The 17,044-nt window shown below is 41.7% G+C and carries 27 protein-coding genes and 2 pseudogenes; all 29 read right to left on the bottom strand.

Annotated features, from left to right (window positions below):
• Window positions 1-247: 247 nt before the first annotated feature.
• Window positions 248-1,813, bottom strand: coding sequence for a glycogen synthase (locus N8A86_RS14055; protein WP_273565963.1), 1,566 nt, complete (start codon window positions 1,811-1,813; stop codon window positions 248-250).
• Window positions 1,814-1,941: 128 nt separating this feature from the next.
• Window positions 1,942-3,234 (bottom strand): phosphopyruvate hydratase, encoded by a 1,293-nt coding sequence (gene eno, locus N8A86_RS14050; protein ID WP_273565962.1) that lies wholly within the window; start codon window positions 3,232-3,234, stop codon window positions 1,942-1,944.
• A 125-nt stretch (window positions 3,235-3,359) separates the two neighbouring features.
• Window positions 3,360-4,475 (bottom strand): glutamine-hydrolyzing carbamoyl-phosphate synthase small subunit, encoded by a 1,116-nt coding sequence (gene carA / locus N8A86_RS14045; RefSeq protein ID WP_273565961.1) that lies wholly within the window; start codon window positions 4,473-4,475, stop codon window positions 3,360-3,362.
• A gap of 90 nt (window positions 4,476-4,565) precedes the next feature.
• Window positions 4,566-5,099, bottom strand: coding sequence for a 50S ribosomal protein L17 (gene rplQ, locus N8A86_RS14040; RefSeq protein WP_273565960.1), 534 nt, complete (start codon window positions 5,097-5,099; stop codon window positions 4,566-4,568).
• 62 nt (window positions 5,100-5,161) lie between these two features.
• Entirely contained in the window at window positions 5,162-6,154 is a 993-nt protein-coding gene (locus tag N8A86_RS14035; protein WP_273565959.1) for a DNA-directed RNA polymerase subunit alpha, read from the bottom strand.
• Window positions 6,155-6,172: 18 nt separating this feature from the next.
• Window positions 6,173-6,779: pseudogene (rpsD, locus tag N8A86_RS14030) on the bottom strand (30S ribosomal protein S4).
• Between the two features lie 89 nt (window positions 6,780-6,868).
• Window positions 6,869-7,261, bottom strand: coding sequence for a 30S ribosomal protein S11 (gene rpsK / locus N8A86_RS14025; RefSeq protein WP_273565958.1), 393 nt, complete (start codon window positions 7,259-7,261; stop codon window positions 6,869-6,871).
• Between the two features lie 13 nt (window positions 7,262-7,274).
• Window positions 7,275-7,649, bottom strand: coding sequence for a 30S ribosomal protein S13 (rpsM, locus tag N8A86_RS14020; RefSeq protein ID WP_273565957.1), 375 nt, complete (start codon window positions 7,647-7,649; stop codon window positions 7,275-7,277).
• A 2-nt stretch (window positions 7,650-7,651) separates the two neighbouring features.
• The gene (ykgO, locus tag N8A86_RS14015) at window positions 7,652-7,768 is read right to left on the bottom strand and encodes a type B 50S ribosomal protein L36 (protein WP_073370549.1); all 117 of its coding nucleotides are present in this window, start codon (window positions 7,766-7,768) and stop codon (window positions 7,652-7,654) included.
• A gap of 9 nt (window positions 7,769-7,777) precedes the next feature.
• Window positions 7,778-7,993, bottom strand: a complete 216-nt coding sequence (gene infA, locus N8A86_RS14010; RefSeq protein ID WP_013305172.1) for a translation initiation factor IF-1 — start codon at window positions 7,991-7,993, stop codon at window positions 7,778-7,780.
• A 3-nt stretch (window positions 7,994-7,996) separates the two neighbouring features.
• Entirely contained in the window at window positions 7,997-9,343 is a 1,347-nt protein-coding gene (secY, locus tag N8A86_RS14005) for a preprotein translocase subunit SecY (protein WP_273565956.1), read from the bottom strand.
• Window positions 9,344-9,352: 9 nt separating this feature from the next.
• Window positions 9,353-9,805 (bottom strand): 50S ribosomal protein L15, encoded by a 453-nt coding sequence (gene rplO, locus N8A86_RS14000; protein WP_273565955.1) that lies wholly within the window; start codon window positions 9,803-9,805, stop codon window positions 9,353-9,355.
• A 17-nt stretch (window positions 9,806-9,822) separates the two neighbouring features.
• Complete coding sequence (gene rpmD, locus N8A86_RS13995) at window positions 9,823-10,002, bottom strand: 50S ribosomal protein L30 (protein ID WP_273565954.1); 180 nt, start codon at window positions 10,000-10,002, stop codon at window positions 9,823-9,825.
• Between the two features lie 105 nt (window positions 10,003-10,107).
• Entirely contained in the window at window positions 10,108-10,632 is a 525-nt protein-coding gene (gene rpsE, locus N8A86_RS13990) for a 30S ribosomal protein S5 (RefSeq protein WP_273565953.1), read from the bottom strand.
• Between the two features lie 9 nt (window positions 10,633-10,641).
• A complete protein-coding gene (gene rplR / locus N8A86_RS13985; protein WP_273565952.1) occupies window positions 10,642-10,998 on the bottom strand; it encodes a 50S ribosomal protein L18 in 357 nt (118 codons plus the stop codon).
• Between the two features lie 20 nt (window positions 10,999-11,018).
• The gene (gene rplF, locus N8A86_RS13980; RefSeq protein ID WP_273565951.1) at window positions 11,019-11,561 is read right to left on the bottom strand and encodes a 50S ribosomal protein L6; all 543 of its coding nucleotides are present in this window, start codon (window positions 11,559-11,561) and stop codon (window positions 11,019-11,021) included.
• Between the two features lie 19 nt (window positions 11,562-11,580).
• Window positions 11,581-11,979 carry a 30S ribosomal protein S8 gene (gene rpsH, locus N8A86_RS13975; protein ID WP_273565950.1) on the bottom strand — a complete coding sequence of 133 codons (399 nt, stop codon included), beginning with the start codon at window positions 11,977-11,979 and terminating at the stop codon, window positions 11,581-11,583.
• Window positions 11,980-12,039: 60 nt separating this feature from the next.
• A pseudogene (gene rpsN, locus N8A86_RS13970) lies at window positions 12,040-12,308 on the bottom strand (30S ribosomal protein S14).
• A gap of 1 nt (window position 12,309) precedes the next feature.
• Window positions 12,310-12,861 (bottom strand): 50S ribosomal protein L5, encoded by a 552-nt coding sequence (gene rplE, locus N8A86_RS13965; protein WP_273565949.1) that lies wholly within the window; start codon window positions 12,859-12,861, stop codon window positions 12,310-12,312.
• Window positions 12,862-12,863: 2 nt separating this feature from the next.
• The gene (gene rplX / locus N8A86_RS13960; protein ID WP_273565948.1) at window positions 12,864-13,178 is read right to left on the bottom strand and encodes a 50S ribosomal protein L24; all 315 of its coding nucleotides are present in this window, start codon (window positions 13,176-13,178) and stop codon (window positions 12,864-12,866) included.
• A gap of 13 nt (window positions 13,179-13,191) precedes the next feature.
• Entirely contained in the window at window positions 13,192-13,560 is a 369-nt protein-coding gene (gene rplN, locus N8A86_RS13955) for a 50S ribosomal protein L14 (RefSeq protein ID WP_013993867.1), read from the bottom strand.
• A gap of 2 nt (window positions 13,561-13,562) precedes the next feature.
• Window positions 13,563-13,823: a 30S ribosomal protein S17 gene (gene rpsQ / locus N8A86_RS13950; RefSeq protein ID WP_273565947.1), complete on the bottom strand. Its 261-nt coding sequence runs from the start codon at window positions 13,821-13,823 to the stop codon at window positions 13,563-13,565.
• 13 nt (window positions 13,824-13,836) lie between these two features.
• Window positions 13,837-14,028: a 50S ribosomal protein L29 gene (gene rpmC / locus N8A86_RS13945; RefSeq protein ID WP_273565946.1), complete on the bottom strand. Its 192-nt coding sequence runs from the start codon at window positions 14,026-14,028 to the stop codon at window positions 13,837-13,839.
• A 12-nt stretch (window positions 14,029-14,040) separates the two neighbouring features.
• Window positions 14,041-14,466, bottom strand: a complete 426-nt coding sequence (gene rplP, locus N8A86_RS13940; RefSeq protein ID WP_273565945.1) for a 50S ribosomal protein L16 — start codon at window positions 14,464-14,466, stop codon at window positions 14,041-14,043.
• A gap of 20 nt (window positions 14,467-14,486) precedes the next feature.
• The gene (gene rpsC / locus N8A86_RS13935; RefSeq protein WP_273565944.1) at window positions 14,487-15,212 is read right to left on the bottom strand and encodes a 30S ribosomal protein S3; all 726 of its coding nucleotides are present in this window, start codon (window positions 15,210-15,212) and stop codon (window positions 14,487-14,489) included.
• A gap of 1 nt (window position 15,213) precedes the next feature.
• Window positions 15,214-15,621: a 50S ribosomal protein L22 gene (gene rplV / locus N8A86_RS13930; RefSeq protein ID WP_273565943.1), complete on the bottom strand. Its 408-nt coding sequence runs from the start codon at window positions 15,619-15,621 to the stop codon at window positions 15,214-15,216.
• 3 nt (window positions 15,622-15,624) lie between these two features.
• Window positions 15,625-15,903, bottom strand: coding sequence for a 30S ribosomal protein S19 (gene rpsS / locus N8A86_RS13925; RefSeq protein WP_138656055.1), 279 nt, complete (start codon window positions 15,901-15,903; stop codon window positions 15,625-15,627).
• Window positions 15,904-15,916: 13 nt separating this feature from the next.
• Window positions 15,917-16,741: a 50S ribosomal protein L2 gene (gene rplB, locus N8A86_RS13920; RefSeq protein WP_273565942.1), complete on the bottom strand. Its 825-nt coding sequence runs from the start codon at window positions 16,739-16,741 to the stop codon at window positions 15,917-15,919.
• Window positions 16,742-16,750: 9 nt separating this feature from the next.
• Window positions 16,751-17,041: a 50S ribosomal protein L23 gene (rplW, locus tag N8A86_RS13915; RefSeq protein ID WP_273565941.1), complete on the bottom strand. Its 291-nt coding sequence runs from the start codon at window positions 17,039-17,041 to the stop codon at window positions 16,751-16,753.
• Window positions 17,042-17,044 lie beyond the last annotated feature (3 nt).

The raw sequence follows: 17,044 nt of genomic DNA, 5'->3' as shown, positions 1-17,044 counted from the left end.
TACGAAAAAGGCATTATGTTAACAATGAACTCGTCTTGAGTTAATCTTTTACCTACGAATTTCGCATTTTGCGCCCTGATTTTGCCATTTTCCGCTTCCGTATCTATTGCTATGCAACCAAAAAATGACTTCATCAGACCACAAAAGCCTGCATTCTCGGTTCCAAACATTAACTCAAGAAGAGTTCAATTTACGAATTTCATTTATGGTATTATTAACAGAACAGTTTTTTGAAATTTGGTAAGAATTATTTGCTTGAAATTAATCGGCTTTCAACACGTATCGAATATAGGTCCCTATAGTATTCATCCACCGATTTTTCCCAGGTAAAACGCATTTTTCCTGCATTTTCCTGAATCTTCCTCCATTTTTCAGGTTGGGTACGATACATCTTCAGTGCCTGATCAAAAACTTTTACCATGTTCTTTATTTTTTCGTCATACGTCGCTCCATCAAAACAAAAGCCGGTTTTCAAATGTTCAACGGTATCCTTTAGACCGCCTGTTTTGTGAACCAAACACGGATTACCATTGCGCATGGCCAACATTTGACTGATACCACACGGTTCGAACAAACTAGGCATGAAGTAAAGATTCGTTTCCAAATAGAGGGAGTCGACCAAGTCTTCCGACTGTCCGTTGGTGAAAATAAAATTCTTATACTTATAACTCATATCGCGAAAAAGTTCTTCATAATCAGGATCACCGGTGCCCAACAACATGAAAACTCCATTTACTTTTTCCAATTTTTCAAGAATCGAAACCAACGCTTCGGGCGACCTTTTAAAGAAATAAAACTTCTGCTCGGTGAGTCGGGCCACACTCGACATAATAAATTCTGGAGGGTGGTTGACATATTCCATAACTTTTTCACCCGTATGGGCAAGAAAATCTGCCTTATACTTCTTCGATTCTTCCTGTAACCAGCCAAATAAGGCACTAACAATATTTCTATAAATCTTACCTTTTTCAGCTACACGGATGTTCTTATAATTCGATCCATTTAAAATACCGAACAGGCGGCCTTCATTATCGGCAGCTTGCAAATCTTTCTCTAAGCTTTCTCCACCGATAAACTCAGGTGGGGCACTGGGTTTTAGTACATCTTCTTTGTAAGATGGGGAAACCGTATGTACCGCATCAGCCAAGCGTATACCAACTGCCATAAGATTTATACAATCTTGGTATCGATAATCCATTAATTTCGTTACATCAAAAGGCACGTTTGGAAACCAATTCGAAATCGAAGAATAATTATTATAAAAAGGCCGTATACCCTGAATCGCCAAATTATGAATGGTATACACGTAGCGCATTTTTTTAAGTGATTTATACTCAGGATGAAAAGTCTTGAGGAACAGAAGCATACTTGAATGCCAGTCGTGCATATGAACAATATCCAATTCGCCAAAAGCCTCTTGTTTAATTGCCTCGGCCACGGCAGTACAAAAAATGGTAAATTTTATATTATCGGTGTAGAATGGTTCTTCGGGATCATCATGATAGATGTGACCGATTTGGCCAGCAGTTATCTCAGGGTGATGGATTATATAGTGATGAACATTCTTAAACTCTTTTTTAGGTGCTACCTCATAAAGTTCTGCAACATAAACTGTGTCTCTTAGTTGAAAATTCAGCTTTGTCTTTAACGTACCATTTTGGTGCAATCGTGAATAGGATGGTACGACGACATGCGCCTTATCACCACGTTCGGAAATCTGTCTAGGAACATCGCGTACTACGTCGCCCATTCCCCCTGCCTTACATTTCGGTATGGCATCGTTTTCAGCTGCAACAAAAAGAAATTTATTCATTCGATGGAACTTAAGCTAAACGTACAAGATATACAATTAGGGCAAAACAACGTATGACACCCGTCATAAAAAATCCTCTCGACCAAATATTCTTTGGAGGAAAGGATTCTGATGAAATTCAATAAATACTATTTTACCTTAAAGGCATTCTGCTGTGGGTAATAGGCCATGCTGCCCAACTCTTCCTCAATACGCAGTAATTGGTTGTATTTTGCCATGCGATCCGAGCGTGAAGCCGAACCGGTCTTAATCTGACCTGTATTCAAGGCAACAGCCAAATCAGCAATCGTATTGTCTTCTGTTTCCCCGGACCTGTGAGACATCACGGAGGTGTATCCTGCATTCTTCGCCATGTTCACCGCTGCGATGGTCTCGGTAAGCGTACCAATTTGGTTTACCTTGATAAGAATTGAATTGGCAATACCTTCCTTTATACCCCTTGAAAGACGTTCTACATTCGTGACAAAAAGATCGTCACCGACCAACTGGACTTTATCACCTACTTTTTCCGTCAATGCTTTCCAGCCTTTCCAGTCGTTCTCGTCCATACCATCCTCAATAGATATAATTGGGTATTTTGCACTGAGATCGGCCAAATATTGTGCTTGCTCTTCAGATGTTCTAACCACACCGCTATCCCCTTCAAATTTTGTATAGTCGTATTTTCCATCCACATAAAACTCCGCAGAAGCGCAATCCAAAGCAATCATAACATCATCGCCCAATGTGTAACCTGCTTTCTCAACAGCTTTTGCAATCGTGTCGAGCGCATCTTCGGTACCGCCTGCTAGATTGGGGGCAAATCCACCTTCATCGCCGACCGCCGTGCTCAACCCTCTATCATGTAAGACTTTTTTGAGATTATGGAATATCTCGGTACCCATTTGCATGGCATGTGAAAAACTTTTTGCCTTGACAGGCATAACCATAAACTCTTGGAATGCTATGGGGGCATCTGAATGCGAACCTCCATTGATAATGTTCATCATAGGCACTGGAAGGGTGTTGGCACTTACGCCACCCACATATCTGTACAAAGACATTCCCAACTCATTGGCAGCAGCTTTGGCGACCGCTAAGGAAACACCTAAAATGGCATTGGCGCCCAATTTCGATTTGTTGGCCGTACCGTCCAAATCAATCATCGTTTGGTCGATAAGGTTCTGTTCGAAAACGGACATTCCTAAAATCTCCTCTGCAATTTCATTGTTCACATTCGATACTGCTTTGCTTACTCCTTTGCCCATAAAAGTGTTACCGCCATCTCGTAACTCAACGGCTTCGTGCTCACCTGTAGATGCGCCGGAAGGAACCGCGGCCCTACCCATGACCCCATTTTCTGTTATAACGTCAACTTCAACGGTCGGGTTTCCCCTAGAATCTAAAATTTGTCTTGCGTGAACACTTAGTATGATACTCATTTGCTATTTTTTTGTTGATTAGGATTTGATTATTTATCAAAAACAAATATACAAAACGACCTTTGCAATTGGGCAAAGGTCGTCTCATATTACCGAGGAAATAACATATTCTTAAACAACGGACATTAGGTTTGAGGAACCGATTTTATCATCTCAAAAAACTGATCAAAAAGATAATCGGCATCATGTGGCCCAGGACTGGCCTCAGGATGATACTGCACCGAAAATACATTTTTGTCTTTCATTCGTATGCCTGCAACCGTTTTATCATTCAGGTGAACGTGGGTTATTTCTAAGTTTGGATTGGTCTCTGTTTCTTCCCTATTGATAGCGAAACCATGATTTTGCGAGGTAATTTCTCCTTTACCGGTCAAAAGGTTCATTATAGGGTGGTTGATTCCTCTATGCCCATTGTGCATTTTATAGGTAGATACCCCATTGGCCAAGGCAATAACCTGATGTCCTAGACAAATACCGAAGAGCGGTTTGTCACTTGCGATAATCTGTTTTGCAGTTTCGATAGCATCGTTCAGCGGCTCGGGATCCCCGGGGCCGTTCGATATGAAGTACGCATCCGGATTCCACCCGGCCATTTCTTCAAAAGAGGCATTGTAGGGGAACACTTTTATATAGGCATCCCTTTTTTCCAAATTTCTAAGAATGTTCTTTTTGATACCGATATCCAAGGCGGCAATCTTGAATGTTGCGTTTTCCTCCCCATAAAAATACGGTTCTTGGGTACTCACTTTCGAGGCGAGTTCCAAACCTTTCATACTTGGTACTTTGGCCAGTTCTTCTTTTAATCCTATAACATTATCAACGTCGGTGGAGATAACTGCATTCATTGCGCCATTGTCACGAATATAGCTGACAAGAGCCCTAGTATCGACATCGGAAATGGCAAAGAGATTATTCTTATCCAAAAATTCCTCAAGACTTGCATCGGCATCAGGTCGCGAATAGGTATAACTGAAATTTCTACAAATGAGTCCTGCAATTTTTACCGATTCCGATTCGACCTCATCTTCATTAGTGCCATAATTTCCGATGTGGGCATTGGTCGTAACCATGAGCTGACCAAAATAAGACGGGTCGGTAAAAATCTCTTGATACCCTGTCATACCGGTATTGAAACAAACCTCGCCAAAAGCTGTTCCATCTTTGTCCCTTACGGCCTTACCATGAAAGATGGTTCCATCCGCTAATAGTATTAATGCCTTTTTTCTTGTCTGATACTTCATACTATCTTAAAATTTAGTTACACAAAAAAACATAAAAAAAGGATAAACTGTTGAGTTTATCCTTTTAAATTATTGAAAAATAATATCATACTACTCTTCTGAATCGTCAGCCTTAGTTTCTGCCTCGCCTTGAGTATCCGCCTTTTGGGCTTCTACTGGCACCGGTGGTATCTCAGTTTTTGATCCGCCACCTCTTCTACTTCTTCTGGTAGACTTTTTCTTGGGCCTACCTGCGTTGTAGAGTTCGTTGAAGTCAACAAGCTCGATCATGGCCATATCTGCGTTGTCACCCAGACGGCTACCCAACTTAATGATACGTGTGTACCCTCCAGGTCGGTCGGCTACCTTCTCTGCGACGGTACTGAACAACTCGGTTACGGCGTACTTGTCACGAAGGTTTTTGAAAACGATTCTTCTATTGTGCGTACCTTTTTCAACGGTCAAGTTGTTCTCCGCCTTTGATTTTGTAATCAAGGGCTCTACAAATTGTTTCAAGGCCTTCGCCTTTGCCACCGTAGTATTTATACGCTTATGTTCAATTAGGGAACAGGCCATATTGGCCAACATCGCTTTTCTATGCGCCGTTTTTCTGCCTAAGTGATTGATTTTTTTACCGTGTCTCATTTTTATTTATTTATCATCTTGCTACCAAATCCGTCAATTTGCGGAGAGCAAAATATGATTACTTAGTCTTTATCTAATTTGTACTTTGAAAGATCCATTCCAAAGCTCAAGCCTTTGTTGATGACCAATTCTTCCAATTCGGTCAATGATTTCTTTCCGAAATTCCTGAACTTCATCAAATCGTTTTTGTTGAAGGAAACCAAATCACCCAATGTATCTACCTCCGCAGCCTTCAAACAATTCAAGGCACGTACCGATAAATCCATATCGACCAATTTCGTTTTCAACAATTGTCGCATGTGCAATGACTCCTCATCATAGGTCTCGGTCTGTGCGATTTCGTCGGCCTCCAAAGTGATACGCTCATCGGAGAACAACATGAAGTGATGTATCAAGACCTTGGCACCTTCTGTAAGTGCATCCTTTGGATGGATAGAACCATCAGTTACGATTTCGAAAACCAATTTCTCATAATCGGTCTTTTGCTCTACACGAAAGTTTTCGATACTGTATTTTACATTTTTAATGGGCGTAAAAATAGAATCGATGGCAATAGTTCCCAAAGCGGTACCCGATTTCTTATTCTCCTCAGCAGGAACATAGCCCCTACCTTTGTCTATAACGATTTCCATATTGATGCTCACTTTGGAATCCATATTACAGATTACCAAATCAGGGTTCAAAACCTGATATCCCGAGATAAACTTTTGAAAATCGCCAGCAGTCAATTGATTCTTTCCGCTAACGGAAATAGAAACGACCTCGACCTCTGAATCGTCAATCTGTTTTTTAAAGCGTACTTGCTTTAAATTCAGTATAATTTCGGTAACATCCTCAACAACACCTGGAATCACTGAAAACTCGTGCTCCACACCATCTATTCGTACCGATGTAATGGCATGACCTTCCAAGGAAGAAAGCAATACCCTTCTTAATGCGTTCCCAACAGTTAATCCATAACCAGGCTCCAAAGGGCGGAATTCAAACTTCCCTTCGAAATCTGAGGAATCGATCATTATTACTTTATCGGGTTTCTGAAAATTAAATAATGCCATATGAATTAGTGTTCTTGGTTATTTAGAGTAAAGCTCGACTATTAATTGTTCTTTGATATTTTCTGGAATCTGCATTCTTTCGGGCACCGCAACGAAGGTACCTTCCATTTTTTCAGAGTTCCATGTCATCCATTCGTAAACGCTGCTGTTCGCAGAAAGTGCATCATTAATGGTTTGCAACGACTTTGACTTTTCGCGTACCCCGACTACATCACCAGGTTTTAAGGAATACGATGGTATGTTTACCAACTCACCGTTTACTGTAATGTGTCTGTGCGAAACCAATTGTCTTGCACCTCTTCTAGAACTTGAGATTCCCATTCGGTACACCACGTTGTCCAAACGCGATTCGCATAATTGAAGTAAAATTTCACCAGTAACGCCTTCTTTTTCTTTTGGCATTGGCAAAAATGTTACGAAACTGGCGTTCCAATATACCATAGGTATATTTTGCCTTTTGTTTCTCCATCAATTGAACGGAATATTCTGATTTTTTCCCACGGCGCCTATTCTGTCCGTGCATCCCCGGAGGGTAATTTTTCTTTTCGAACGACTTATCGTCTCCGAAAATCGCTTCACCGAATTTACGGGCGATCTTACTTTTGGGTCCTGTATATCTTGCCATTTTCTTTTAGTTTGAAGTGTGATTATGAATTAAGGCTTATCCTTCGATAATCGTTCTCTACACTTCGATGAAATATTTAGTGAAATTGATTAAACTCTTCTTCTTTTAGGAGGTCGGCAACCATTGTGCGGCATTGGTGTTACATCGATAATCTCGGTTACCTCGATACCGGCATTGTGAATCGACCTAATGGCTGATTCTCTACCGTTACCAGGACCTTTGACGTAGACCTTTACCTTGCGCAAACCTGCTTCATGAGCTACCTTACAACAATCTTCGGCAGCAACTTGGGCAGCGTAGGGTGTATTCTTTTTTGAACCTCGAAAGCCCATTTTTCCAGCAGACGACCATGAGATTACATCTCCTTTCTTGTTCGTAAGCGATATAATTATATTATTGAAAGATGCGGTAACATGTGCCTCGCCAACGGAGTCGACGATAACTTTTCTTTTCTTAGCGGTCTTAGTACTTGCCTTTGCCATAATACCCTACTTATTATTTAGTCGCCTTTTTCTTATTGGCAACAGTTTTTCTTTTTCCTTTTCGTGTCCTAGAGTTGTTCTTGGTACGCTGACCGCGCAATGGCAAACCGGATCTGTGCCGAATTCCTCGATAACATCCGATATCCATCAAACGTTTGATGTTCAATTGGGTCTCAGAACGCAACTCACCTTCGATAGTATATGAAGAGGCAGCCTCCCTAATACGTCCAATCTCATCGTCGTTCCAATCGGAAACTTTAGTGTCTTCGCTCACTTGCGCCTTTTCCAAAATCTCTTTGGCCCTGCTTTTACCGATTCCAAAAATATAGGTAAGTGCAATTACCCCTCGTTTTTGTTTTGGTATGTCTATACCTGCAATTCTTGCCATAATTACCCTTGTCTTTGTTTAAATCTAGGATTCTTTTTGTTGATTACATACAACCTGCCCTTTCGACGTACAATCTTGCACTCGGCACTTCTCTTCTTAACTGATGCTCTTACTTTCATCTTGCTATCTTAATATCTATACGTAATTCTTGCTTTGGTCAAGTCGTACGGACTCATTTCCAATTTTACTTTATCACCCGGAAGTAATTTTATATAATGCATGCGCATTTTTCCCGAGATGTGTGCCGTTACTACATGACCGTTCTCCAACTCAACTCGAAACATCGCGTTGGACAATGCTTCGATTATGGATCCGTCCTGCTCTATTGCCGCCTGTTTAGCCATAATCTATGCTACTTTTCTATTTTTACCTGTTTTCATCAAGCCGTCATAATGCCTGTTCAACAAATATGAATTTACCTGTTGTACCGTGTCTATGGCAACACCTACCATAATCAGAAGCGAGGTGCCTCCATAAAATAAAGCCCATCCAGCCTGTACATCCATCAGCTTTACTACAAAGGCAGGAAATACCGCCAACAACGCCAAGAAAATAGACCCCGGAAGTGTTATCAAAGACATTATCTTGTCCAAGAAATCACCTGTTTCCTTACCGGGACGTATTCCAGGAATAAAACCACCACTTCTTTTCAAATCATCAGCCATCTTGTTGGTGGGTACAGTAATTGCCGTATAGAAAAAGGTAAATACGATAATCAAGAACGCGAACAAAATATTATAGGCCCATCCGAACATATCGGCAAAATTTACCTGTATCCATTGCCCAGCAGCCGTATCATCAAACGCCCCTCCTATCAAACCGGGAACGAACATAATCGCTTGCGCAAAAATAATAGGCATTACTCCGGAAGCGTTCAACTTCAAAGGAATATATTGCCTTGACCCCATTATATTTTTTTCGTAACCACCAGAAGCGGTTCTTCTTGCATATTGAACTGGTATTTGACGTGTCGCCATGACTAACAATACACAGGCCAGGATGACCAAGAACCAAATGATAACCTCTATCAAAACAAACATCAGGCCGCCATTATTATTTGCTGTTCTTGAAACAAATTCTTGAACAAAAGATTGGGGCATTGTAGCGATGATACCGATCATTATCAACAATGAGATACCGTTTCCAATTCCTTTATCCGTAATCTTTTCACCTAACCACATCGCGAACACACAGCCTGTGACCAATATAATTACTGCGGGAACCATAAAGTCTAGACCTTTTCCTAAAATAAAAGCACTGTCGGGTACACCGAACATGGTTCCTAAACTGTAAAGATATGCCGGTGCCTGTACGATACAGATACCAATGGTCAACCACCGTGTTATTTGGTTTTTGGTCTTTCTACCACTCTCCCCTTCTTTATCCAGTTTTTGCAAATAGGGAATTGCAATGCTCATCAACTGCACTACAATCGAGGCCGAAATATAAGGCATGATGCCAAGCGCAAATATGGATGCATTCGAGAATGCACCACCGGTAAAAGCGTTCAACAGACCGAATATTCCACTGTCCGTACTAGAGGCCAACTGCGATAATTGGGTAGAATCAATACCCGGAAGCACAATCTGACACCCAAAACGGTAGACGAGAAGAAGACCCAAGGTGATGATTATACGATTCCTCAGTTCTTCAATCTTCCAAATATTCGATATGGTCTCGAAAAATTTCTTCATAGTGTATGCTTACAAACTTATCGCCTCGCCACCAGCAGCTTCAATAGCCTTTTGGGCCGTGGCAGTAAATTTATGTGCGGATACTTTTAGGGATGCCTTCAATTCTCCACCTCCCAATATTTTAACCAAATCTTTTCTTTTAGTCAAGCCGTTCTCGACAAGCGTATCTAAAGTAATGGTATCCTTTACGATTTTGCTATCTACCAATGCCTGCAATTTTTCAAGATTGACACCTTGATATTCCTTTCGGTTGATGTTCGTAAAACCAAACTTAGGAACACGTCTTTGCAAGGGCATCTGTCCACCTTCAAAACCGATTTTCTTGGAATAACCGGATCTTGACTTGGCACCTTTATGTCCTCGGGTTGCCGTTCCACCTTTACCTGAACCTTGGCCCCGACCTATTCTTTTGCCATCTCTGTTTACAGAACCTTCGGCCGGTTTTAGACTATTTAAATTCATCTCAATCTTCTTGTATATTAAGCTTCTTCGGTAGAAACCAAATGTTTAACTTTATTAATCATTCCGATAATGTTCGGAGTATCATCATGCTCGACTACTTGGCCAATTTTACGCAAACCGAGTGCCGTCAAGGTTCTCTTTTGGTTCTGCGGCCTTTTGATAGCACTTTTTACCTGTTTTACTTTTATCTTCGCCATTTTTTTCAGTCGTTTGTCGATAGTCTTTAGACGTTAGTACTTAAGCTATAGCCTTCACTTTTTTATTTCGTACTTCGTATTTCGTACCTCGTATTTACCTTTGTTCTATCCTTTAAAAACTTTTTCTAAGGAAATTCCTCTTTGCTGTGCTATGGTCTGAGCCCCCCTAAGCTGTAAAAGCGCATCAAAAGTAGCTTTTACAACGTTGTGCGGGTTCGATGAACCTTGCGATTTCGAAAGTACATCTTGTACCCCGACCGCTTCCAATACGGCTCTTACCGCTCCACCTGCAATAACACCTGTACCATGTGATGCCGGTTGAATGTAAACTCGTGCTCCACCGAACTTCCCTTTTTGTTCATGAGGAAGCGTCGCCTTGTTCAAAGGAATGCGAATCAAGTTTTTCTTGGCATCTTCGATCGCCTTGGCGATTGCCGTAGCAACTTCTTTGGATTTACCAAGACCATGACCTACCACACCATTCTCGTCACCCACTACTACAATAGCGGAGAATCCGAAAGCACGCCCACCTTTGGTAACCTTTGTCACCCTTTGTACGCCTACCAATCTATCTTTTAATTCTAAACCTCCCGGCTTAACCGTTTCTACGTTCTTGTATTTCTGGTACATACTGTTATTTTAGAATTTTAAACCTGCTTCCCTTGCACCTTCTGCCAAAGCTTTCACTCTACCATGATACAAATTTCCTCCTCTGTCAAAAGCTACCTTATCGACACCGGCTTTCTTGGCTTTCTCAGCTATGGCCTTGCCTACCTCAGCGGCAACTTCGGTCTTGGTTCCCTTTACTTTTGCCAAATCTTTATCTCGAGATGAAACAGCGGCCAAAGTTTTACCCTCGGTATCATCTATTACTTGAACGTAAATTTCACTATTGCTCCTGAAAACAGATAGTCTGGGACGCTCGGCGGTTCCGGAAGAAACTTTACGGATTCTTCTTCTGATCCTATGTTTACGCTGTATCTTGGATAGTTTCATAATACTATACTCTATTATTGTTAAGCCGACTTACCAGCTTTTCTTCTTAATTGTTCACCAACGAATTTGACACCTTTTCCTTTGTAAGGTTCCGGTTTACGGAAAGACCTGATCTTTGCCGCAATATGACCCACTAACTGTTTATCGTGTGATGTCAGTTTTATAGTAGGGTTTTTTCCTTTTTCAGAAGTCGTTTCCACTTTGACCTCGGGTGCGATTTCGAATACGATATTGTGTGAAAACCCAAGGGCAAGATCCAATTTCTGACCTTGATTGCTAGCACGATATCCTACACCTACCAATTCCAACTCTTTCGTCCATCCTTTGGATACACCTTCCACCATATTCAAAACCAGAGATCTATAAAGACCATGTTTCGCTTTGTGTTCCTTTGAATCGGAAGGTCTGGTCACCCATGCCTGTCCGTCTTCGATTTTAATGGAAACCCCTGAAAACTCTTGGGTAAGCTCACCAAGATTTCCTTTTACGGTAATCAGGTTATCCTTAATATCAATGGTCACACCATCAGGAATCGCTATCGGATTATTACCTATTCTAGACATTTTCTATCGCTTTATTGTATTAATAGACGTAGCACAAAACCTCGCCACCAACATTCTCATTCTTGGCCTGCTTACTGGTCATCACCCCGTGAGAGGTTGAGACAATCGCAATACCGAGACCATTCAATACCCTTGGTAAATCGCCAGATCCGGCATACTTACGCAATCCTGGTTTACTGACACGCTGTAATTTCTTTATAACGGGCTCCTTGGTTACCTTGTCGTACTTAAGAGCTATCTTAATTCGATCTTGCACCTTATCTTCTTCAAACTTGTAACTTAAAATATAACCTTGGTCGAACAATATTTTAGTTATTTCCTTTTTAACACTTGAGGCAGGAATCTCAACTACCCTATGGCCTGCACGACTTGCATTACGAACCCTTGTTAAATAATCTGCTATAGTATCTGTAACCATTTTTATTTTATTCGGTAACGGTTTTCGGCTGTATTGCCGAACCTGAGACCAGTTATTATTCTACCAGCTGGCTTTTTTTACTCCTGGAATCAATCCTTTATTGGCCATTTCCTGAACATTACCCTTGAAATACCAAAGGTTCTCATGTAACCCTTCGGTCTTCCGGTAAGCTTACATCTGTTGTGCATTCGCACAGGAGATGCATTCTTTGGCAATTTCTGCAACGCTTCATAATCACCGGCCTCTTTCAAAGCCTTTCTCTTCTCGGCATATTTAGCTACAGTTCTCGCCCTTTTTCGTTCACGGGCCTTCATTGATTCTTTAGCCATATTATTTCTTTTTAAACGGTAACCCTAATTCTGTTAATAATGATTTTGCTTCCTTATCGGTACTTGCAGAAGTCACGAAAGTGATATCCATACCATTGATACGGTTGATTTTATCTATGTTGACTTCCGGAAAAATAATCTGTTCCGTAACACCAAGACTATAATTTCCCCTTCCGTCGAATCCTGTTGCCCGAATACCTTGAAAATCACGAACCCTTGGTAGGGCACTGGTTACCAATCGATCCAAAAACTCATACATTCTTTCGCCACGAAGGGTAACTTTTGCACCGATGGGCATTCCCTTACGCAATTTAAAGGCCGCTACATCTTTTTTAGACATGGTAGAAATTGCTTTCTGTCCGGTAATCATAGTCAATTCATCGACTGCGTGATCGATAAGCTTTTTATCCGCGACAGCGGCTCCTACACCTCGGCTCACGACGATTTTTTCCAACTTAGGAACTTCCATTACGTTTTTGTAACCGAATTCTTCCTTCAGCGCATTGACCACGCGCTCTTTATATTCTTTCTTCAATCTTGCAACGTAAGCCATAATTATATTACTTCATTAGATTTTCTCGAAACTCTAACTTTTTTGCCGTCCCTTACTTCGAATCCTACACGGGTGGCGTCACCTGATTTCGAATCGATCAATGACAGATTCGAAATATGGATAAGTGCTTCTTTTTTCACGATTCCGCCCTGAGGATTTTTGGCACTGGGTTTTTCGTGCTTGGAAACCATATTGGCTCCCTCGACGATCGCTTTATTCTTTGCAATATCGACACGCATTACCTTACCTTCGGTACCTTTGTGGTCTCCGGAAATGATTCGTACCGTATCCCCTGTTCTGATTTTCAACTTTTTCATCTTGCTCAATATATTATAGTACCTCTGGGGCCAATGAAACAATTTTCATGAACTGCTTATCGCGCAGCTCACGAGCTACAGGTCCGAATACACGGGTACCTCTCATTTCACCGGTCGGGTTCAACAAAACGCATGCATTATCATCAAATCGAATATAGGAACCGTCAGGCCTTCGCACTTCTTTCTTCGTGCGAACGACAACCGCTGTTGAAACAGCACCTTTCTTTATTCCACCGTTAGGAGTAGCTTCTTTAACAGTTACTACTATCTTGTCACCGATAGAGGCATATCTTCTCTTGGTTCCACCCAATACACGAATGGTCAAAACTTCTTTTGCCCCCGTATTATCCGCTACCTTTAACCTTGATTCTTGCTGTAACATAATTATTTAGCTCTTTCTAGGATTTCTACTAACCTCCAACATTTGGTTTTGCTAAGCGGACGGGTCTCCATGATCTTGACCGTATCGCCTTCTTTACAATCGTTCTTTTCGTCGTGCGCGACGTATTTTTTCGTTTTCAAAACGAACTTACCGTACATAGGGTGCTTCACACGTTTTACTTCCGCAACAACAATGGATTTTTCCATTTTATCGCTGGTAACGACCCCAATTCTTTCTTTTCTTAAGTTTCTCTTTTCTTCCATAAAGCAGAACCAGTTATTGGTTTTCCCTATTTGTTAATTCTGTTGCCAATCTAGCTACCGTTCTTCTCACCGTTCTGATTTGAAGTGGATTCTCCAAAGGGGTAACGAAGTGTGCCATTTTCAAATCGGCATGCTGTTTTTTATATTCAGCAAGCTTTTGAGAAAGTTCTTCGACCGACAGTTCTTTGATTTCCTTATTTTTCATGATTCCCGATGATTAGTCTTGACCAGTATAATCCCTGGCAACTATAAATTTTGTTTTGACCGGCAATTTTTGTGCCGCCAGCCGCAATGCTTCTTTTGCAATGTCCATATTGACACCGGCTATTTCGAATACAACCCGACCCGGTTTCACCACAGCGACAAAATATTCCGGTGCACCCTTACCCTTACCCATACGTACTTCAAGGGGTTTCTTGGTAATGGGCTTGTCCGGAAATACTTTGATCCATAACTGGCCTTCCCTCTTCATATATCGCGTAGCTGCAATACGGGCAGCTTCGATCTGACGCGAAGTCAAAAAAGCTGAATCCAATGATTTTATACCAAACATACCGTTTGAAAGCAAATGACCTCTTCCGGAGTTACCCTTCATCCGGCCCTTCTGCATTTTACGAAACTTGGTTCTTTTCGGCTGTAACATTGCTAAAGTTCTTTACTATATTATTTTCTACGACGTGGTTTTCTGCCACCGTCTCCTCGCTTATTGTCTCCTTTGCCTCCTTGCCCTTTGGTCATACCCACCAATGGAGAAAGCTCTCTCTTACCATAAACCTCGCCTTTCATAATCCAGACCTTGATCCCCAGTTTACCATAGGTCGTCTGAGCTTCATGCAAGGCATAGTCAATATCGGCGCGAAAAGTCGATAATGGTATTCTACCATCTTTATACGACTCTGAACGCGCCATCTCAGCTCCGTTCAAACGGCCTGAAATCTGAATCTTTATTCCCTCGGCATTCATTCGCATTGCCGCAGCAATCGCCATTTTAATAGCCCTTCTGAAAGAAATTCTACTCTCGATCTGGCGCGCAACACTTGCCGCGACCAAGTTGGCATCTACCTCAGGCCTTTTGATTTCATAAATGTTGATCTGAACCTCTTTGCCCGTAATCTTTTTAAGCTCTTCTTTTAATTTATCGACTTCCTGTCCACCTTTACCGATTATGATACCGGGCCTAGCTGTGGTTACGGTCACCGTTATCAATTTTAACGTACGCTCTATAATAACCCGTGAAACACTGGCCTTAGCCAATCGGGCATGAATGTACTTGCGTATCTTATCATCTTCAGCTAGTTTGTCGCCGTAATCATTTCCACCGTACCAGTTGGATTCCCATCCTCTGATAATTCCTAGACGATTTCCTATCGGATTTGTTTTCTGTCCCATTCTAGCTTTCTATATTATTGTTAGATCCCAAAACCAACGTAACGTGATTGGAACGTTTTCTAATTCTGTGCGCCCTACCCTGTGGTGCAGGTCTTAATCTCTTTAGCATGGTACCGCCATCTACCCGAATTTCTTGTACGAAAAGATCGGCATCCTCAACACTCGCGTCTTCGTTTTTCGCCTGCCAGTTGGCAATAGCGGAAAGCAACAATTTCTCCAATCGTCTCGACGCTTCCTTAGAATCGAATTTCAATATCGCCAAGGCCTTTTCCACTTGTACGCCTCTAATCAAATCCGCAACCAAGCGCATTTTTCGCGGAGAAGTAGGGCAGTTATTAAGTTTAGCAAACGCTATTTTTTGTTTTTCAGCCTTGATTCTTTCGGCCATCTGTCTTTTTCGAACTCCCATAGCTTACTTTTTACCTTTATTCTTTGCTCCCGCATGACCTCTGAAAGATCGTGTTGGAGAAAATTCCCCTAATTTATGCCCGACCATGTTCTCAGTTACGAAAACAGGCACAAATTGTCTCCCGTTATGAACTGCGATCGTAAGCCCCACAAAATCAGGAGTTATCATTGATGCCCTGGACCATGTCTTAATGACACTTTTCTTTCCAGAAGATGCATTTTGCTGGATTTTCTTTTCCAGACTATAGTGAACGTAAGGTCCTTTTTTTAGTGAACGTGCCATTTCTTTCTACTTTTTATTTCTTTCTACGTTCTAATATATATCTGTTCGTGCTCTTTGTCTTTGAACGGGTTCTATATCCTTTCGCGGGAATACCGTTTCTTGACCTTGGGTGACCTCCGGAAGCCCTTCCTTCACCACCACCCATTGGGTGATCGACAGGGTTCATCGCAACAGGTCTTGTTCTTGGCCTTCTACCTAACCACCTGCTTCTACCGGCCTTACCGGAGACCAATAATTGGTGATCCGAATTGGATATGGCACCTATGGTAGCCATACAGCCAGAAAGAATCAATCTTGTCTCACCCGAAGGCATTTTCACGGTTGCGAACTTACCTTCTTTCGCCATCAATTGAGCAAAAGTACCTGCACTTCTTGCCATTACCGCTCCCTGACCAGGACGTAATTCAATACATGAAATAATGGTTCCCAAAGGAATTTCACTTAAAGGAAGTGCATTTCCAATCTCGGGTGCAGCGCTAGTTCCTGAAGATACTTTTTGGCCTACTTGAAGACCGTTTTGAGCAACTATATATCTTTTCTCACCATCATCATACTTCAACAAAGCGATAAAACCCGTTCTGTTGGGATCGTATTGAATCGATTCAACGGTAGCGGCAACATCTTGCTTATCACGCTTGAAATCGATGACACGATACCTTCTTTTATGACCTCCACCTTTCTGGCGAATGGTCATTTTTCCATGACTGTTTCTACCTCCGGACTTTTTTAACGGAGCGAGCAAGCTCTTCTCCGGCTTATCAGTCGTAATGGCGTCAAACCCATTTACGACTCTAAAACGCTGTCCAGGAGTTACTGGTTTTAATTTTCTAACTGACATTTGTTGTCTTTATAGATTACTGTAAAAATCAATAATATCTCCTTCCGCCACATCAACGATCGCTTTTTTTATGGCATTGGTCTTCCCATGTTGCACACCGGTTTTGGTATACCGCGATTTTCTGCTCGGACCATAATTCATCGTGCGCACTTTTTTAACGGAAACTCCATAAGTCGCCTCAACGGCATCTTTGATCTCAATTTTGTTCGCACGCGGGTCGACCACGAAACCATAACGATTGTACAACTCGCCATCGGCGGTCATCTTTTCGGTTATTATCGGCTTTATCAACACATTCATGGT

Source organism: Maribacter halichondriae (genome assembly GCF_027474825.1).
Lineage (GTDB): Bacteria > Bacteroidota > Bacteroidia > Flavobacteriales > Flavobacteriaceae > Meishania > Meishania halichondriae.
The sequence above is the reverse complement of the archived record's forward strand: the minus strand, read 5'-3'. Positions and strand labels throughout refer to the sequence as shown.

Coding starts and splice junctions, on each gene's coding strand:
- rpsQ (WP_273565947.1), bottom strand. CDS start 13,823: ATGGAAGAAAAGAGAAACTTAAGAAAAGAAAGAATTGGGGTCGTTACC.
- rplQ (WP_273565960.1), bottom strand. CDS start 5,099: ATGAGACACGGTAAAAAAATCAATCACTTAGGCAGAAAAACGGCGCAT.
- eno (WP_273565962.1), bottom strand. CDS start 3,234: ATGAGTATCATACTAAGTGTTCACGCAAGACAAATTTTAGATTCTAGG.
- rpsS (WP_138656055.1), bottom strand. CDS start 15,903: ATGGCACGTTCACTAAAAAAAGGACCTTACGTTCACTATAGTCTGGAA.
- ykgO (WP_073370549.1), bottom strand. CDS start 7,768: ATGAAAGTAAGAGCATCAGTTAAGAAGAGAAGTGCCGAGTGCAAGATT.
- rplR (WP_273565952.1), bottom strand. CDS start 10,998: ATGAAACTATCCAAGATACAGCGTAAACATAGGATCAGAAGAAGAATC.
- rplF (WP_273565951.1), bottom strand. CDS start 11,561: ATGTCTAGAATAGGTAATAATCCGATAGCGATTCCTGATGGTGTGACC.
- rpmD (WP_273565954.1), bottom strand. CDS start 10,002: ATGGCGAAGATAAAAGTAAAACAGGTAAAAAGTGCTATCAAAAGGCCG.
- rplO (WP_273565955.1), bottom strand. CDS start 9,805: ATGAATTTAAATAGTCTAAAACCGGCCGAAGGTTCTGTAAACAGAGAT.
- secY (WP_273565956.1), bottom strand. CDS start 9,343: ATGAAGAAATTTTTCGAGACCATATCGAATATTTGGAAGATTGAAGAA.
- rplW (WP_273565941.1), bottom strand. CDS start 17,041: ATGAATGTGTTGATAAAGCCGATAATAACCGAAAAGATGACCGCCGAT.
- rpsH (WP_273565950.1), bottom strand. CDS start 11,979: ATGGTTACAGATACTATAGCAGATTATTTAACAAGGGTTCGTAATGCA.
- rpsM (WP_273565957.1), bottom strand. CDS start 7,649: ATGGCAAGAATTGCAGGTATAGACATACCAAAACAAAAACGAGGGGTA.
- rpsC (WP_273565944.1), bottom strand. CDS start 15,212: ATGGGACAGAAAACAAATCCGATAGGAAATCGTCTAGGAATTATCAGA.
- rplX (WP_273565948.1), bottom strand. CDS start 13,178: ATGAAAAAGTTGAAAATCAGAACAGGGGATACGGTACGAATCATTTCC.
- carA (WP_273565961.1), bottom strand. CDS start 4,475: ATGAAGTATCAGACAAGAAAAAAGGCATTAATACTATTAGCGGATGGA.
- rplN (WP_013993867.1), bottom strand. CDS start 13,560: ATGTTACAGCAAGAATCAAGGTTAAAGGTAGCGGATAATACGGGGGCA.
- rplB (WP_273565942.1), bottom strand. CDS start 16,741: ATGTCAGTTAGAAAATTAAAACCAGTAACTCCTGGACAGCGTTTTAGA.
- rpsK (WP_273565958.1), bottom strand. CDS start 7,261: ATGGCAAAGGCAAGTACTAAGACCGCTAAGAAAAGAAAAGTTATCGTC.
- rplP (WP_273565945.1), bottom strand. CDS start 14,466: ATGTTACAGCCGAAAAGAACCAAGTTTCGTAAAATGCAGAAGGGCCGG.
- rplV (WP_273565943.1), bottom strand. CDS start 15,621: ATGGGAGTTCGAAAAAGACAGATGGCCGAAAGAATCAAGGCTGAAAAA.
- rplE (WP_273565949.1), bottom strand. CDS start 12,861: ATGGCTTACGTTGCAAGATTGAAGAAAGAATATAAAGAGCGCGTGGTC.
- infA (WP_013305172.1), bottom strand. CDS start 7,993: ATGGCTAAACAGGCGGCAATAGAGCAGGACGGATCCATAATCGAAGCA.
- rpmC (WP_273565946.1), bottom strand. CDS start 14,028: ATGAAAAATAAGGAAATCAAAGAACTGTCGGTCGAAGAACTTTCTCAA.
- N8A86_RS14055 (WP_273565963.1), bottom strand. CDS start 1,813: ATGAATAAATTTCTTTTTGTTGCAGCTGAAAACGATGCCATACCGAAA.
- rpsE (WP_273565953.1), bottom strand. CDS start 10,632: ATGTACCAGAAATACAAGAACGTAGAAACGGTTAAGCCGGGAGGTTTA.
- N8A86_RS14035 (WP_273565959.1), bottom strand. CDS start 6,154: ATGGCATTATTTAATTTTCAGAAACCCGATAAAGTAATAATGATCGAT.